Annotated in this window: 15 protein-coding genes and 1 riboswitch; of the genes, 12 read left to right on the forward strand and 3 right to left on the reverse strand. The window is 66.1% G+C overall.

The window, feature by feature from the left end; all coding sequences use genetic code 11:
• Positions 1–8: 8 nt before the first annotated feature.
• From AXW67_RS11745 to AXW67_RS11760, 4 genes are all read left to right on the forward strand, one after another.
• Positions 9–1,229 carry a hypothetical protein gene (locus AXW67_RS11745; protein ID WP_063677999.1) on the forward strand — a complete coding sequence of 407 codons (1,221 nt, stop codon included), beginning with the start codon at positions 9–11 and terminating at the stop codon, positions 1,227–1,229.
• Between the two features lie 28 nt (positions 1,230–1,257).
• Positions 1,258–1,905 carry a Vgb family protein gene (locus tag AXW67_RS11750; protein ID WP_027556853.1) on the forward strand — a complete coding sequence of 216 codons (648 nt, stop codon included), beginning with the start codon at positions 1,258–1,260 and terminating at the stop codon, positions 1,903–1,905.
• Between the two features lie 131 nt (positions 1,906–2,036).
• The gene (locus tag AXW67_RS11755; RefSeq protein ID WP_063678000.1) at positions 2,037–3,605 is read left to right on the forward strand and encodes a DUF4403 family protein; all 1,569 of its coding nucleotides are present in this window, start codon (positions 2,037–2,039) and stop codon (positions 3,603–3,605) included.
• A gap of 240 nt (positions 3,606–3,845) precedes the next feature.
• Positions 3,846–5,060, forward strand: coding sequence for an ABC transporter substrate-binding protein (locus tag AXW67_RS11760; RefSeq protein ID WP_063678001.1), 1,215 nt, complete (start codon positions 3,846–3,848; stop codon positions 5,058–5,060).
• Positions 5,061–5,163: 103 nt separating this feature from the next.
• On the opposite strand, the gene AXW67_RS11765 is transcribed toward AXW67_RS11760, so the two are convergent.
• The gene (locus tag AXW67_RS11765) at positions 5,164–5,697 is read right to left on the reverse strand and encodes a PRC-barrel domain-containing protein (protein WP_063678002.1); all 534 of its coding nucleotides are present in this window, start codon (positions 5,695–5,697) and stop codon (positions 5,164–5,166) included.
• Between the two features lie 226 nt (positions 5,698–5,923).
• Complete coding sequence (locus AXW67_RS11770) at positions 5,924–6,484, reverse strand: hypothetical protein (protein ID WP_063678003.1); 561 nt, start codon at positions 6,482–6,484, stop codon at positions 5,924–5,926.
• A gap of 179 nt (positions 6,485–6,663) precedes the next feature.
• Between AXW67_RS11770 and AXW67_RS11775 the strand changes: the two genes are divergently transcribed.
• Both AXW67_RS11775 and AXW67_RS11780 read left to right on the forward strand, forming a co-directional pair.
• Positions 6,664–7,404 carry a response regulator gene (locus tag AXW67_RS11775; protein WP_027556848.1) on the forward strand — a complete coding sequence of 247 codons (741 nt, stop codon included), beginning with the start codon at positions 6,664–6,666 and terminating at the stop codon, positions 7,402–7,404.
• A 13-nt stretch (positions 7,405–7,417) separates the two neighbouring features.
• Positions 7,418–8,743 carry an ATP-binding protein gene (locus tag AXW67_RS11780; protein ID WP_063678004.1) on the forward strand — a complete coding sequence of 442 codons (1,326 nt, stop codon included), beginning with the start codon at positions 7,418–7,420 and terminating at the stop codon, positions 8,741–8,743.
• Positions 8,744–8,751: 8 nt separating this feature from the next.
• On the opposite strand, the gene AXW67_RS11785 is transcribed toward AXW67_RS11780, so the two are convergent.
• Positions 8,752–8,952: a hypothetical protein gene (locus tag AXW67_RS11785; RefSeq protein WP_063678005.1), complete on the reverse strand. Its 201-nt coding sequence runs from the start codon at positions 8,950–8,952 to the stop codon at positions 8,752–8,754.
• A gap of 234 nt (positions 8,953–9,186) precedes the next feature.
• Here AXW67_RS11785 and AXW67_RS11790 point away from each other — a divergent pair, with 234 nt between their 5' ends.
• The 6 genes from AXW67_RS11790 (at position 9,187) to thiC (ending at position 14,695) form a co-directional block, all read left to right on the forward strand.
• Complete coding sequence (locus AXW67_RS11790; protein ID WP_027556845.1) at positions 9,187–9,720, forward strand: lytic transglycosylase domain-containing protein; 534 nt, start codon at positions 9,187–9,189, stop codon at positions 9,718–9,720.
• A 131-nt stretch (positions 9,721–9,851) separates the two neighbouring features.
• Positions 9,852–9,980: riboswitch (TPP riboswitch) on the forward strand.
• Positions 9,968–10,978, forward strand: coding sequence for an FAD-dependent oxidoreductase (locus AXW67_RS11795; RefSeq protein ID WP_063678006.1), 1,011 nt, complete (start codon positions 9,968–9,970; stop codon positions 10,976–10,978). It overlaps the preceding riboswitch by 13 nt.
• Positions 10,979–10,985: 7 nt before the next feature.
• The gene (gene thiS / locus AXW67_RS11800; protein ID WP_063678007.1) at positions 10,986–11,183 is read left to right on the forward strand and encodes a sulfur carrier protein ThiS; all 198 of its coding nucleotides are present in this window, start codon (positions 10,986–10,988) and stop codon (positions 11,181–11,183) included.
• A gap of 211 nt (positions 11,184–11,394) precedes the next feature.
• Positions 11,395–12,177, forward strand: coding sequence for a thiazole synthase (locus AXW67_RS11805; protein WP_063678008.1), 783 nt, complete (start codon positions 11,395–11,397; stop codon positions 12,175–12,177).
• The gene (locus AXW67_RS11810; protein ID WP_063678009.1) at positions 12,164–12,772 is read left to right on the forward strand and encodes a thiamine phosphate synthase; all 609 of its coding nucleotides are present in this window, start codon (positions 12,164–12,166) and stop codon (positions 12,770–12,772) included. Before AXW67_RS11805 ends, AXW67_RS11810 begins: the two co-directional genes overlap by 14 nt.
• 24 nt (positions 12,773–12,796) lie before the next feature.
• Positions 12,797–14,695, forward strand: coding sequence for a phosphomethylpyrimidine synthase ThiC (gene thiC, locus AXW67_RS11815; RefSeq protein ID WP_063678010.1), 1,899 nt, complete (start codon positions 12,797–12,799; stop codon positions 14,693–14,695).
• The last annotated feature ends 64 nt before the right edge of the window (positions 14,696–14,759 follow it).

Below are 14,759 nucleotides of genomic sequence, written 5' to 3' on the forward strand. Positions count from 1 at the left end.
GGATTTTCATGGAGTCGCTGATTACGGCCGCGGCGCGTGCGCTCGAGGCCGGCGATCCGCTCGGCGCCCTGAACCGCGTGGCGCTGCGCAACGATGCCCCCTCGCTCGCATTGCGCGGGATCGCGATGGCGCAGCTCGGCGAGCTCGCCCGGGCCAAGACGCTGCTGCGCAGCGCCGCACGCGCCTTCGGTCCGCGCGAGACCGTCGCCCGCGCAAGATGCGTGGTTGCCGAAGCCGAGATCGCGCTCGTCTCGCGCGACCTGAGCTCGCCGGCCAAGACGCTCGCGGCCGCGCGGTCGACGCTGCAAGATCACGGCGATCTCGCCAACGCCGCCCATGCCGGTCACATCGAGGCGCGCCGGCTTCTGCTGCTCGGGCGCCTCGACGAGGCCGAGCACACGCTGGCCGAGCTCGGCACCGCACCACTGCCGCCTGCCTCGCGGGTCATCCACGAGCTCGTGGTCGCGGGCATCGCGATACGGCGGCTGCGGACGAAGATCGCGCGTGCGGCGCTCGGCCGTGCGGCTCGCGCAGCGCAGCTGGCGGGCATCGCTGCGCTCGCGGCCGAAGTCGAAAGCACGAATCTCGTCCTCGATACGCCGGCGGCGCGCCTCATTGCCCGCGGCAAGGAGCGGCCGCTGTTGCTCGCCGAGGTCGAAGAGCTGGCGACGTCGGCGGCGCTCGTCGTGGACACGTTCCATCACGCCGTGCGCAAGCAAGACCGCGTCGTGCCGCTCGGCACGCGGCCGGTCTTGTTCGCGCTCGCCCGCATCCTGGCGCAGGCCTGGCCGGCAGATGTGTCGCGAGAGACGCTGATTACCGGCGCGTTTCAGGCGAAGCACGTCGATGAATCGCACCGTGCGCGGTTGCGGGTCGAGATCGGGCGGCTTCGCACCAAGCTCAGGACGCTGGCCGATGTGAGCGCGACGAGGGAGGGTTTTGTGCTGACACCGCACAAGACACGGCAGGTCATCGTGCTGGCACGGCCCGTCGAGGAAAAGCACGCCGCCGTGCTCGCCTTTCTCTCCGATGGCGAGCCCTGGTCGAGCTCGGCGCTGGCGCTTGCGCTTGGCATGAGCCCGCGCACGGTGCAGCGGGCGCTCGACGAGCTCGCAAGATCGCACAAGGTGCAGTCCTTCGGACACGGGCGGGCCCGTCGCTGGATGACCCCGCCCGTCCCGGGTTTCCCGACAGGCTTGTTACTCCCTACGCCGCTCCTGAAGACGTAGGATGGCTCAGTTCACAGGGATCACACACATGAAACGTTCAGCCGCCGAGATTATCCAGGAGTACGGACCGTTTGCCGGCGTCGACAGCGTGCACGGCGTCACCTATGACGGCACGCATGTCTGGTTCGCATCCGGCGACAAGTTGAATGCGGTCGACCCGGCAAGCGGCAAGATCGCACGCGCGATCAATGTTGCCGCACATGCGGGAACGGCGTTCGACGGCCGGCACCTGTACCAGATCGCCGAGGATCGCATTCAGAAGATCGACGCCGCGACCGGCAAGGTGCTGACCACCATCCCGGCGCCAGGCGGCGGTGGCGATTCCGGATTGGCCTGGGCCGAGGGCTCGCTCTGGGTCGGACAATATCGGGAGCGAAAGATCCATCAGGTTGATCCGGAAACGGGAGCGGTTCTGCGCACCATCGAGAGCAAGCGCTTCGTGACCGGAGTCACCTGGGTCGACGGTGAGCTCTGGCATGGCACATGGGAGAACGATGAAAGTGACGTGCGGCGGATCGATCCCGAAACGGGAAAAGTGCTGGAGCAGCTCGACATGCCTGCCGGGACAATCGTCTCGGGATTGGAATCCGACGGCGGCGATCGCTTCTTCTGCGGCGGCGGCAGCGGCGGCAACGTGAAAGCGGTCCGCCGTCCCAGGCGCGCCGCCCCGCGATGATGGGTTGGATACGCGGCAACGACGCGTCCGCGGACGTTAACCTGTTCGCCCCAATTCCACCCCATCCGTGCGCTCTAGCGCCCTCCTCTCCTGCCCTGTAGACTCCTGCCCCGGGGCGGCTTGGGGGATTGATGCGACTAACGTTGAACTTGAAGACTGTCCTGGTCGCCGTGGCGGTGATCGCGGGCTCATTTTTCATCAGCCTGAAGGCGATGGACTGGCTGTCGCCAAGCGCGACGGGACCCGCGCCCGTGGTGGCGCAACTGCCGCCGCTGCCACCGGTCTCGAAGAGCTCGATCATCGTGGCGCCGGTGGCCATTGCGCTGTCAGCGATCCGCGAGCAGGCCGAGAAAGCCGCGCCGCGCAACTTCGCCGGCAAGGCGGATAATCCGATCTCGCAGATACTGGAGAACGCCGACATCGGCTGGTCGGCGTTGCGCGGACCGATTTCGGCTGTCGGCGACAAGGACGTGCTGACCCTGTCGACGCCGATCAGCGGCAAGCTGAACGTCACGGGATCGCTGTCGTCGAAAGCCACCGGCGCGCTCGGCGAGGCGCTCGGCAGCGTGCTCGGCGGCAATGCCGCCAAGCAGATCGGCGCGGTCAACATCAAGAACCTGAACGCGAGCGCCGAGATCAAGGGCAACGTGGTCATCACCTCGCGCCCGAAGCTCGCGGCGGCCTGGCATCTCGAGCCCAATCTCGGCGCCCAGGTCAATCTCGGCGATACCAACCTCTCGGTCGCTGGCGCCAAGGTCAACGTCCCGGGGCAGGTCAAGCCGCTGATCGACAAGACGGTCGGCGATCAGCTCAACATCGCCGCCGAGCGCATCCGCAACGACCCGAGCCTGCGCGAGAACGCAAAGGCGCAATGGACCAAGGCCTGCCGCTCGATCCCGCTGCAGGGCACCGGCTCGTCGGCCGCGCTGCCGCCGCTCTGGCTCGAGATGAAGCCGATCCGCGCCATCGCCGCACAGCCGCGGGTCGACGCGCAGGCCGTGACGCTGCTGCTTGGCCTCGAAGCCGAGACGCGCGTCACCACGACACAGACCAAGCCGGACTGCCCGTTCCCCGACAAGATCTCGATCGTGCCGCCGACCGGCACGGGCGTGAGCATCGGCGTGCCGATCGACGTGCCCTTCACCGAGATCAACAAGCTCATCGCCGCGCAGATGGTAGGCCACACCTATCCCGAGGACGGCTCCGGACCGGTCGACGTCACCGTGAAGAGCGTCAACATCGTCCCGTCGGGCGAGCGGCTGCTGATCTCGCTGCTGGTGCGCGCCAAGGAGAAGAAGAGCTGGCTCGGCCTCGGCGCGGAAGCGACCGTGCACATCTGGGGCCGGCCGGTGCTCGACCAGGCACAGCAGACGCTGCGGCTCACCGACGTCCAACTCGCGGTGGAGTCCGAGGCGGCGTTCGGCCTGCTTGGCGCCGCCGCGCGCGCGGTGGTGCCGCAGATGCAGCAGGCGCTGGCGCAGAAAGCGACGCTCGACCTGAAGCCGATCGCCGCCAATGCGCGCGAGAAGATCGCGGCTGCGATCGCCGACTACCAGAAGAGCGAGGACGGCCTGCGCGTCGACGCCAGGATCGACAGCCTGACGCTCGCCGACATCGCCTTCGACTCGAAGACGCTGCGCGTAATCGCGGAAGCCGGCGGCTCGCTCAACGTGTCCGTGACGAAGCTGCAGGGGATGTAGCCTATCTCAATCGTCATTCCGGGACGCGCCGTCAGGCGCGGGCCCGGAATCCATTCATCCGGGTTCCCTGCTGCTCGATGAATTTCGGGTTCGCGCTGCAGCGCGCCCCGGAATGACGAGAGAGCCCCCTTCTCTTTTTGCATTCCGCTATGGCGGGGATTGCTTAGCTTCGGCCGCCGATAGCCGCTAGAACGGTCCCGCACAACGAAGCTCGAAGAACAACGCTCAGGGAGAACAACCATGCACAAACTCATCGCCGCGGTCGCGGCCGGCCTCGCCATCACTGCCGCCAGCGGCACGGCGCAGGCACAGATTTCCGACGACGTCGTCAAGATCGGCGTGCTTACGGACATGTCGAGCCTCTATGCGGACGCGACCGGCAAGGGCTCGCTCGCCGCCGTGGAGATGGCGGTTGCCGATTACGGCGCCAAGGTCGCCGGCAAGCCGGTGCAGGTGGTCGCGGCCGACCACCAGAACAAGCCGGACGTCGGCGTCAACATCGCCCGCAACTGGTACGACAACGACAAGGTCGATGCGATCTTCGACGTGCCCACCTCCTCGGTGGCGCTGCCGATCTCGGCGCTGACCCGCGAGAAGAACAAGATCAACATCAATTCCGGCGGCGGCTCGTCCGACATCACCGGCGCCCAATGCTCGCCGAACACGGTGCACTGGACCTACGACACCTACGCGCTGTCGAACGTCGCCGGCAGGGCGATGGTCAAGCGCGGCGAGGACACCTGGTTCTTCGTCACCGCCGACTACGCCTTCGGCATGGCGCTGGAGCGCGACGCCGCCAACGTGGTGAAGGAGAGCGGCGGCAAGGTGCTCGGCGACGTGCGACATCCGCTCAACTCCTCGGACTTCTCCTCCTTCCTGCTGCAGGCGCAGGCTTCCAAGGCCAAGGTGGTCGCGCTGGCGAATGCCGGCGGCGACACCACCAACGCGCTGAAGCAGGCGGCCGAGTTCGGCCTGACGCAAGGCGGCCAGAAGATGATCGCGCTTCTGCAGGAGATCACCGACACCCATTCGCTCGGTATCAAGGCGACGCAAGGGCTGATCGTCACCGACGCGTTCTACTGGGACATGAACGATGAGACGCGCGCCTTCTCCAAGCGCTTCAACGAGAAGGTCGGCCACATGCCGACCATGATTCAGGCCGGCCTCTATTCGGCGACGATGCACTATCTGAAGGCGATCGACGCCATCAAGAGCGACGAGGCGCCCAAGGTGATGGAGCAGATGCGCGCGACGCCGATCAACGACTTCTTCGCCAAGAACGGCAAGATCCGCATCGACGGCCGCATGGTCCACGACATGTATCTGTTCGAAGTGAAGAAGCCCGAGGAGTCCAAGGGCGAGTGGGACCTCTACAAGCTGATCGCCACCGTGCCCGGCGACGAGGCGTTCCGTCCGCTCGACAAGGGTGGCTGCCCGCTGGTGAAGGGGAATTGAGCGTCTTCTCCCTCTCCCCGCAAGCGGGGCGAGGTAAGAACGACACGACAGCGCGCCCGGTGAAAACCGGGCGCGCTTCGTTTCGGTGATCAGCTCAGCCGCATTACTCCGAGTACTTGAACTCGGGCATGTTCTTCAGCTCGTCCTTGGATGCGTTGAACACGGCGTGGTCCGGATACCACTTCGACGAAGACGACTTGCTCGTGGTCGTCGAGGTCTTGTCGGTGCCGGTCGCAGCGCCCGTCGTCGTCGACCCACCAGGCTTGGCGTTCGAGTTCGTTCCGGTGCCGGTGTAGGCGACGGCCTCGTTGGCGAACTTCAGCTTCTCGAAGGGCACGGCGACCAGATGCTCACCCATGCCGAGGAAGCCGCCGACGCCGATCACGGCGATCTTGACGTTGCCGCTCTTGTCCATCAGCAGATCGTTGATCGAGCCGATGTTTTCATTGGCGTCGTTGTAGACCTTCAGGCCCGACATCTTCGATGCGCGCCACTCGTTCGACGCCGACGTGGTCGTCGTTGTTGCCACGGTCGGAGCCTTGTCGGCGGTCGGCGATTGAGCAGGCGCTTGTGCAAACGCTACGGTCGCAAGCAGCGCGGTCCCGGCGAGGCCGGCCGCGATCGATTTGATCAACATCTTGTCCTCTCCTTCAACAAGAAAACTTGTGCGGAGAAAACAGCTGGCGTCAGTCGCAGTTCCGATCCTGCGGCAATTTCGTTGCCACTTTCGCGTGCCGCTGCATTGCGACGAATGTTCCCCAATCCGCAGGAACATGTGCGAGGCTCGGTTCCCCGCCGACGATCTTGCGCCCTGGGAAGAAGCAAGACCGCGGCGAGGAACGCGCCAACCTGCGTCGCTCAGGTCAGCTCTTGTAGTCGATCAGCAGCGCGGAGAATTGCGAGCCGCTCGACGAGCTGGTCGCGCTGCCGGAGGCGCCGTAGGACGACGTCGACGACTGCGACTGCTGCAGCGCCTGGAGAAACTGCTGGAGTATCTCGGCCGTGGCGGAGTCGCTCGAAGAGCTGCTCGTCGAGTCCGTGGACGACGAATCCGAGGAGCTGTCATCCGGTGGCGGACCGGGCGGCGGGCCGCCAGCACCGCCGGGGCCGTTGGCGAAAGCGGACTGAAATACGCCCTTGAGCTCGTCGGCCTGGTCCGAGGTCAGAGTGCCGTTCGACACCTCGTTGGCAATGAGGTCGTCGATCTTCGACTTCATGTCGTCCTTCGACGGCCGCGTGCCGCTGGACTCGTCGCTGGCGCGGCTCTGCTGTAGCGCCGTGTCGATGTCGGTGAGCGCCGTCGAAAGTGCGGACTGGTCCGATGACGAGATCGTGCCGGCGGAGACTTCCGATTGCAATTCCTGCTGTAGCCGCTGTAGCGGCGACTGGTAGCTGCTGCTTGAGAGCGACGAGATCGTGCTCATGATGGCTCCGGGGTTTCTACGGTATCTTGCGCGACACTTTGACGGTATGGTTAACGGTGTTAACGAGACCTTGCCGTGCCCCAGCCAGGCTGTTGCCGGCTGTTGCGAGCGGGGCAGCCAGAAACGAACTGAAACAAAAATCTTCGCCATTCGGCCCGAATCTTGGACAAACAGAGGACATGGCAATTCCCTCGCCCAACATCCTGGTCGTCGAGGACGACCGCGAAACCCGGACGTTGATTGCGAAGTACCTGCGCAACAACGCCTGCAACGTCACCGCCGTCAGCGACGGCCGCGAGATGTCGCGTGCGATGGCCGACCATCGCGTCGACCTCATCATCCTCGACGTCATGCTGCCCGGCGAAGACGGCCTCAGCCTGTGTCGCAAGGTGCGCTCGGAGACGCAGACGCCGATCATCATGCTGACTGCGCGCGGCGAGGACGTCGACCGTATCGTCGGCCTCGAGATGGGCGCCGACGACTATCTGCCGAAGCCGTTCAATCCGCGCGAGCTGCTCGCGCGCATCAACGCGGTGCTGCGCCGCCAGGCAGCGGCCCAGGCCGCAAGCTCGATCGAAGGCGCGAGCACGCTGGCGTTCGAGGGCTGGCGCATCGACCTGCGCCTGCGCGAATTGCGCAATCCCGAAGGCGCGCGCGTCGCGGTGACCAGCGCCGAGTTCGATCTGCTCAGGACGTTCTGCGAGCGGCCCGGCCGCGTGCTGTCGCGCGACAGCCTGCTCGACCTCACCCAGGGGCGCAACACCGGCTCGTTCGAGCGCTCGATCGACGTGCTGGTCAGCCGCATCCGCCGCAAGATCGAGCCCAACCCGCAGGACCCGACCATCATCAAGACGGTCCGCTCCGGCGGCTATCTGTTCACGCCAAGGACGGAAGCGGTCACGGCGGCCCTGAGCATTTGAGGGGACGCCGGCCATGAAGCCGTTCCGGTTCTTCCACTTCAGGGGCATCGGCGGGCAGATCGCCGCGCTCGTGCTGGCGTCGACGGTCGCGCTGCATCTCGTCGTCACCACTGCCTTCCTGATCAGCCGGCCGGACCGCCCCGACACGCCGCCGGACGGCGCCCGTCAAATGACGGATGCCGCACTGCTGCTCGCGGCCGCCAGCGAGAGCGAGCGGCCGCGCCTCATCGCCGATCTCGCGCGCGCCTTTCCCAGGCTCGGCCTCGAGACGGTCGCTCCCGGCACGGCGACGATCGTCGCGGAGAGCGAAGGCGCGCACCTGCACGGGATGCGCCGTCACCTCGGCCGCGGCTACAAGGTGGTGCAACTGGCGCCGGACGGCGGCATCCACCGCGTCGGCGTGGAGTTGCCCGACGGCAGCATGATCGCGGGCCATGTCCAGAACGGTCCGCGTCCGTGGTTCTGGGGCGCGCCGTGGCTGATGACGCTGATGACCGCTTTCATCTGCGTCACCGTGCTCGGCCTCTGGGCGGCGCGTGCGCTGGCGACGCCGCTGTCGTCCTTCGCCAAGGCGGCCGAGAATTTCAGCCTGGACGGGACGGCCGAACCGCTGCCCGAGCGTGGTCCGGAGGAGATCCGCCAGGTCGCGCGCGCGCTCAACCGCATGCATGAGCGGATCGCGCGGTTGATGTCCGACCGCACCAGGATGCTGGCGGCGATCAGCCACGATCTGCGCACCCCGATCACGCGCTTGCGGCTGCGCGCCGAGTTCATCGAGGACGAAGGCAACCGCAAGCGCATGCTGATCGACCTCGACCAGATGCGCTCGATGCTGGAATCCGTGCTGTCGCTCCTGCGCAACGACCGCAAGATCGAGGCGATAACGCTGGTCGACGTCGCGAGCACACTGCAGCTCATCGCCGACCAGTTCGGCGACATGGGCCACGTGGTGCATTACGACGGCCCGCTATCTGCGACCGCCGCGGCGCGTCCCGACGACCTCCACCGCGGCATCACCAACCTCGTCGAGAATGCGGTGCGCTTCGGCGCCGAAGTGACGATCCGGCTCGAGGTCGAAGGCACCCGCTTCAGGATCGACGTCGCGGACGACGGCCCCGGCATTTCGGATGCGCGCAAGCAGGAGATGCTGGAGCCGTTCGTGCGCGGCGACGACGCGCGCACCATGGACGACCAGACCGGCTTCGGGCTCGGCCTGTCGATCGCGCGCGCGATCGCACTCGCGCATGGCGGCGAACTGTCGCTGCACGACCGCGAGCCGCACGGGCTGATCGTGCGGATGCAATTGCCGATGTGGCAGCAGCCCCGGCTCGCGGCGTAAGTGACGGCTTAAGCGGCGAGTGGCGGATGCTCGATCGCGGAGTGATCGAAGATCGCCACCGCCTCGAAGCGATAGCCGCAGGCGCTGCACTTCCAGAGATAGGAAACGCGCCCTTGGCCCGGTTCGATCCAGTCCGGGAACGGGATCGGCATGCCGCATTGGGCACATGGGTTCTGCGTGGGGATGTCGTCGATGTGTGCTCGGGTCATGGACGTCCTCCCGAATTGCCGTTTTTTGACTTGCCGCTTTTGGGCGAAGGCGCGCGAATGGACAGACCTGCTGTCGCGCAACGCGCTCCGCCAGTCGTGCTTTTAACCTATGTTTGAGTCGTAAAAACGACGACGCGACCAAAATCGCCATTGGCGGCGTTTCGCCACATCATCGCCGTGTTCCCACGGCCTAACGCGCACGGGCGCAGGTCTGTTCTGCCGAGGAACATTTTGATGAAAATTTTGCGTATTGCCGCGCTCGTCGCGGCCGGGCTGATGATGGCGCAGGCGGCGAATGCCGGTGAAAGTGAATACGCCGAGATGGTCGCGGCGCACGCGCGCGCCAACGGCGTGCCGGAAGCGCTGGTGCATCGCGTCATCATGCGTGAAAGCCGCTACCAGCCGGGCCTGATCGGCCGCGGCGGCACGATCGGGCTGATGCAGATCAAGCTCGCGACCGCCCGCGGGGTCGGCTACACCGGCGATGCCGCCGGCCTGCGCGATCCCAACACCAACCTCACCTACGCGGTGAAATATTTGGCCGGCGCCTATCGCGCCGCCAACGGCGATCACGCGCGAGCCATTCGTTATTTTGCGGGCGGCTATTACTACGCTGCAAAGCGGCAGCGGCAGGAGATGGTGCGAGAGGCCAATGCCGAGAGCTGGCTGGAGCCGAACGGCAATCCGCAGCCGATGCTGGGCGCTACGCCGCACAAGAGGCTGGCGCAGGGCGTGCGCAACGCACGGGCGCAGGTTCCCCACGACTGATCGTCATTCCGGGTCGGACCGCCGGACCGAACCCGGGATCTCGTGATTCCGGGTTCGATGCTGACGCATCGCCCCGAAATGAGTGTTCTGTGGTTAGTGCGTTGACACGGGCCGTCACTGACATACATTAGCGCCGTTCCGAGGGGTGCTCCGAGGAGGAGCTGAGATACCGCTAAATGGGTCAGAAGGCCCAGGACCGCGGTGACCCTTTGAACCTGATCCGGGTCATGCCGGCGAAGGGACAGGGATGTACCAGACGACCAAGCGACCGGATTCCCCGGTATCCATCATCGGCGCAGGCATTGCAGGGGCGTGGCAGGCACTGCTGTTCGCGCAGGCCGGCCATGCCGTGACGTTACACGAGCGTGGTGACGCCGCAATGACGGACTCCACCAGCCACTGGGCCGGCGGCATGCTCGCCCCCTATTGCGAGGCGGAAGTCGCCGAACCCATCATCAGCCGGCTCGGCCTGCGCTCGCTCGACATCTGGCGGCGCGAGCTGCCCGATACCCCCTTCAACGGCTCCCTCGTCGTGGCACATCCGCGCGAGCGCAACGACTTTGAGCGCTTCGCACGCATGACCGAGGACCATCAGCGCCTCGATGCCGCCGGCCTCGCCCAGCTGGAACCGTCGCTCGAAGGCCGGTTCCGCGAGGCGCTGTTCTTCCCGACCGAGGGCCATGTCGAGCCGCGCCGCGTGCTGCCGAAGCTGCATGAGCGCATCCGCGCTGCCGGCGGCACCATCAAGTTCTCCAGCGACGTCAACACCAAGGACCTCGACGGCATCGTGATCGACTGCCGCGGCCTCGCCGCGCGCGAGGAGCAGCCAAGCTTGCGCGGCGTCAAGGGCGAGATGATCCTGATCGAGACCAGCGAGGTGCAGCTTGCGCGCCCCGTGCGGCTGATCCATCCGCGCTGGCCGCTCTACGTCATTCCGCGCGAGGACAATCTGTTCATGCTGGGCGCGACCTCGATCGAGGCCGAGGATACCGGCGTCAGCGTGCGCTCGGCGCTGGAGCTCCTGGGTGCCGCCTACGCCGTGCATCCCGCCTTCGGTGAGGCCCGCATCGTCGAATTCGGCTCGGGCCTTCGGCCCGCCTTCCCTGACAACCTGCCACGGATCGGCGTTCGCGGCGGCAGGATCACCGTCAATGGGCTCTACCGCCACGGCTTCCTGATCGCGCCGGCGCTCGCCGAGCTGACGCTCGCCTATGTCGAGCGCGGCCAGATCGACAATGAGGTGATGCAATGCGGGTGATCGTCCGATGCGCTTGATCATCAATGGCGAGCAACGCGAGGTGAACTCGGCGAGCGTGGATGCGCTGCTCGCCGAGCTCGACTACGAGGGCACCCATTTCGCGATCGCGCTGAACTACGACGTGGTGCCGAAAAGCCGCTGGGCCGAGACGGAGCTCAAGGCCGGCGACGAGATCGAGATCATCACGCCGCGGCAGGGAGGGTGAGGATGAAGAGCACACACTCTTTCCCCACGTCGTCCCGGTGCCCGCCCCACACTCCGCGGTCATCGCCCGGCAAAAGCGCGAAGCGCGTCTTGGAAAACGAGACCGGGCGATCCAGTACGCCGCGGCCTCTCCGTTTTGCGGCACGGCCTCTGGAATACTGGATCCCCGCCTTCGCGGGGATGACAGCTACATTAGGGGAGACACCGACCAGATGGTGACCTTCTACGGCAAATCCTTCGCCTCCCGCCTCCTGATCGGCAGCGCGCTCTATCCCTCGCCGGCGGTCATGCAGGCGGCGATCCGCGCATCCGGCGCGGGCATCGTCACGGTGTCGCTGCGCCGCGAGGCGGCCGGCGGCAAGACCGGCGACGCGTTCTGGAACCTGATCCGCGAGCTCGACGTCGCCGTGCTGCCGAACACCGCCGGCTGCCGCAGCGTGCGCGAGGCGGTGACGACCGCCAAGCTCGCGCGCGAATTGTTCGGCACGTCCTGGGTCAAGCTGGAAGTCATCGCCGACAACGACACGCTGCAGCCCGACGTCGTCGGTTTGGTCGAGGCCGCCACCATCCTGATCAAGGACGGCTTTGAGGTGTTCCCCTATTGCACCGAGGACCTCTCGGTCGCGAACCGTCTGGTCGACGCCGGCTGCAAGGTGGTGATGCCGTGGGCCGCCCCCATCGGCAGCGCGAAGGGCATCACCAACCGCGACGCGCTGAAGCTTCTGCGCGAACGGCTGCCCGACATCACGCTGGTGGTCGATGCCGGTCTCGGTGCGCCCAGCCACGCGGCGCAGGCGCTCGAGCTCGGCTACGACGCCGTGCTGCTCAACACCGCGATCGCGAAAGCCGCCGATCCCGTGGCGATGGCCAATGCCTTCCGCCTCGGCGTCGAGGCCGGCCGCACCGCCTACGAAGCCGGGCTGATGGATGCCCGCGACTTCGCCTCCCCCTCCACCCCTGTCGTTGGGACCCCGTTCTGGCATGCCGTATCCTGATCGTTTCTATCCCGTCGTCGACAGCCTCAAATGGGTCGAACGCCTGACCAAGCTCGGCGTCGGCACCATCCAGCTGCGCGCCAAAGACCTGAACGACGCCGACGCGCTCCAGATCGTCAGCGACGCGCTGGCGATCACGAAGGGCACGCAGACCAAGCTCGTGGTCAACGACTACTGGCGCGCGGCGATCGTCGCGGGCGCGCAACATCTGCATCTCGGCCAGGAGGATCTGGTCGATGCGGATGTGAAAGCCATCCGCGAGGCGGGGCTGACGCTCGGCGTCTCCACCCATGACGACGCCGAGCTTGCGACCGCGCTCGCGGCAAAGCCCGACTACGTCGCGCTCGGCCCGATCTTCTTCACCACGCTGAAGTCGATGCGCTTCGAACCGCAGGGCATTCCCAAGATCACGGAATGGAAGAAGCGCCTCGGCAGCATCCCGCTGGTCGCGATCGGCGGCATCAAGTTCGAGCATGCCGCGGAGATCTTTGCCGCGGGCGCGGATTCCATCGCCGTCGTCAGCGACGTCACGCAAAACGCCGACCCGGATGCGCGGGTCAAACAATGGCTTGGCGATTCAGCCAAAGCCGCCTGAACCAGAGATACAACGGAGGATCCCATGAACATCCGCTCCAATCCGGAAAAGACCATTCCCGCCGTCACCACCGGCCCGCTGCCCTCGTCGCGCAAGATCTTTGCGTCGCCCGAGGCCGCGCCTGACGTGGGCGTGCCGCTGCGCGAGATCATCCTGTCCGAGGGCGCGGGCGAGCCGAACCTGCCGGTCTACGACACCTCGGGCCCCTACACCGACCCGTCCGTGACGATCGACGTCAACGCGGGCCTGTCGCGCAACCGCAAGGCCTGGGTGCTCGAGCGCGGCGGCGTCGAGGAATATGATGGCCGCGCGATCAAGCCCGAGGACAATGGCGGCGTCTCCGCCGAGAAGGCCGCGCGTGCGTTTTCCGCCTATCACCAGCCGCTGCGCGGCCTCGACGGCCACAAAATCACGCAGCTCGAATTCGCCCGCGCCGGCATCATCACCAAGGAGATGATCTACGTCGCCGAGCGCGAGAACCTCGGCCGCAAGCAACAGCTCGAGCGGGCCGAGCAGGCCCTTGCCGATGGCGAGAGCTTCGGCGCCGCCGTGCCGGCCTTCATCACGCCGGAGTTCGTGCGCTCCGAGATCGCGCGCGGCCGCGCCATCATCCCCTCCAACATCAACCACTCCGAGCTCGAGCCGATGATCATCGGCCGCAACTTCCTGACCAAGATCAACGCCAATATCGGCAACTCGGCGGTGACCTCGTCGGTCGAGGAGGAGGTCGAGAAAATGGTGTGGGCGATCCGCTGGGGCGCCGACACCGTGATGGACCTGTCGACGGGCCGCAACATCCACACCACGCGCGAGTGGATCCTGCGCAACTCGCCGGTGCCGATCGGCACCGTGCCGATCTACCAGGCGCTGGAGAAGTGCAACGGCGACCCGGTGCAGCTTACCTGGGAGCTCTACAAGGACACGCTGATCGAGCAGTGCGAACAGGGTGTCGACTATTTCACCATCCACGCCGGCGTGCGCCTGCAATACATCCACCTCACCGCGGGCCGCGTCACCGGCATCGTCTCGCGCGGCGGCTCGATCATGGCGAAGTGGTGCCTCGCGCACCACAAGGAGAGCTTCCTCTACACCCATTTCGACGAGATCTGCGACATCATGCGCAAGTATGACGTCTCGTTCTCACTCGGCGACGGCCTGCGTCCCGGCTCGATCGCGGATGCCAACGACCGCGCGCAATTCGCCGAGCTCGAGACCCTCGGCGAGCTCACCAAGATCGCGTGGGACAAGGGCTGCCAGGTCATGATCGAAGGCCCCGGCCACGTGCCGATGCACAAGATCAAGATCAACATGGACAAGCAGCTCAAGGAATGCGGCGAGGCGCCGTTCTACACCCTCGGGCCGCTGACCACCGACATCGCGCCGGGCTATGACCACATCACGTCGGGCATCGGCGCTGCCATGATCGGCTGGTTCGGCTGCGCCATGCTCTGCTACGTCACGCCGAAGGAGCATCTCGGCCTGCCCGACCGCAACGACGTCAAGACCGGCGTCATCACCTACAAGATCGCCGCCCACGCCGCCGACCTCGCCAAGGGCCACCCCGCCGCGCAGCTCCGCGACGACGCGCTCTCGCGCGCGCGGTTCGACTTCCGCTGGACCGACCAGTTCAACCTCGGCCTCGATCCGGACACCGCCAAGAGCTTCCACGACGAGACCCTGCCGAAGGAAGCCCACAAGGTCGCGCATTTCTGCTCGATGTGCGGCCCGAAGTTCTGCTCGATGAAGATCACGCAGGACGTCCGCGACTATGCGGCAACGCTGAACGATCCGAACAACGTCGGCATGTCGATGGCCGGCACCATCGAGGACGGCATGGCCAAGATGAGCGAGAAGTTCAAGGAGATGGGCTCGAACGTGTATCTCGATGCGGAGAAGGTGAAGGAGAGCAATCGGGCGCTGTGAGGCCCGTTGCCCTCTCCTCTTCTCTTCGCCAGAAACCAATTGGAAAAGGCCGGGCGAAAGCCCG

The sequence above is a fragment of the Bradyrhizobium neotropicale genome (assembly GCF_001641695.1).
GTDB classification, from domain to species: domain Bacteria; phylum Pseudomonadota; class Alphaproteobacteria; order Rhizobiales; family Xanthobacteraceae; genus Bradyrhizobium; species Bradyrhizobium neotropicale.

What these genes read in the sequence shown, in the direction of transcription:
- AXW67_RS11760 (WP_063678001.1), top strand. Translation starts at nt 3,846, where the DNA reads ATGCACAAACTCATCGCCGCGGTCGCGGCCGGCCTCGCCATCACTGCC.
- AXW67_RS11775 (WP_027556848.1), top strand. Translation starts at nt 6,664, where the DNA reads ATGGCAATTCCCTCGCCCAACATCCTGGTCGTCGAGGACGACCGCGAA.
- AXW67_RS11770 (WP_063678003.1), bottom strand. Translation starts at nt 6,484, where the DNA reads ATGAGCACGATCTCGTCGCTCTCAAGCAGCAGCTACCAGTCGCCGCTA.
- AXW67_RS11805 (WP_063678008.1), top strand. Translation starts at nt 11,395, where the DNA reads ATGGTGACCTTCTACGGCAAATCCTTCGCCTCCCGCCTCCTGATCGGC.
- AXW67_RS11790 (WP_027556845.1), top strand. Translation starts at nt 9,187, where the DNA reads ATGAAAATTTTGCGTATTGCCGCGCTCGTCGCGGCCGGGCTGATGATG.
- AXW67_RS11795 (WP_063678006.1), top strand. Translation starts at nt 9,968, where the DNA reads ATGTACCAGACGACCAAGCGACCGGATTCCCCGGTATCCATCATCGGC.
- AXW67_RS11810 (WP_063678009.1), top strand. Translation starts at nt 12,164, where the DNA reads ATGCCGTATCCTGATCGTTTCTATCCCGTCGTCGACAGCCTCAAATGG.
- thiC (WP_063678010.1), top strand. Translation starts at nt 12,797, where the DNA reads ATGAACATCCGCTCCAATCCGGAAAAGACCATTCCCGCCGTCACCACC.
- AXW67_RS11765 (WP_063678002.1), bottom strand. Translation starts at nt 5,697, where the DNA reads ATGTTGATCAAATCGATCGCGGCCGGCCTCGCCGGGACCGCGCTGCTT.
- AXW67_RS11745 (WP_063677999.1), top strand. Translation starts at nt 9, where the DNA reads ATGGAGTCGCTGATTACGGCCGCGGCGCGTGCGCTCGAGGCCGGCGAT.
- thiS (WP_063678007.1), top strand. Translation starts at nt 10,986, where the DNA reads ATGCGCTTGATCATCAATGGCGAGCAACGCGAGGTGAACTCGGCGAGC.
- AXW67_RS11755 (WP_063678000.1), top strand. Translation starts at nt 2,037, where the DNA reads ATGCGACTAACGTTGAACTTGAAGACTGTCCTGGTCGCCGTGGCGGTG.
- AXW67_RS11780 (WP_063678004.1), top strand. Translation starts at nt 7,418, where the DNA reads ATGAAGCCGTTCCGGTTCTTCCACTTCAGGGGCATCGGCGGGCAGATC.
- AXW67_RS11785 (WP_063678005.1), bottom strand. Translation starts at nt 8,952, where the DNA reads ATGACCCGAGCACACATCGACGACATCCCCACGCAGAACCCATGTGCC.
- AXW67_RS11750 (WP_027556853.1), top strand. Translation starts at nt 1,258, where the DNA reads ATGAAACGTTCAGCCGCCGAGATTATCCAGGAGTACGGACCGTTTGCC.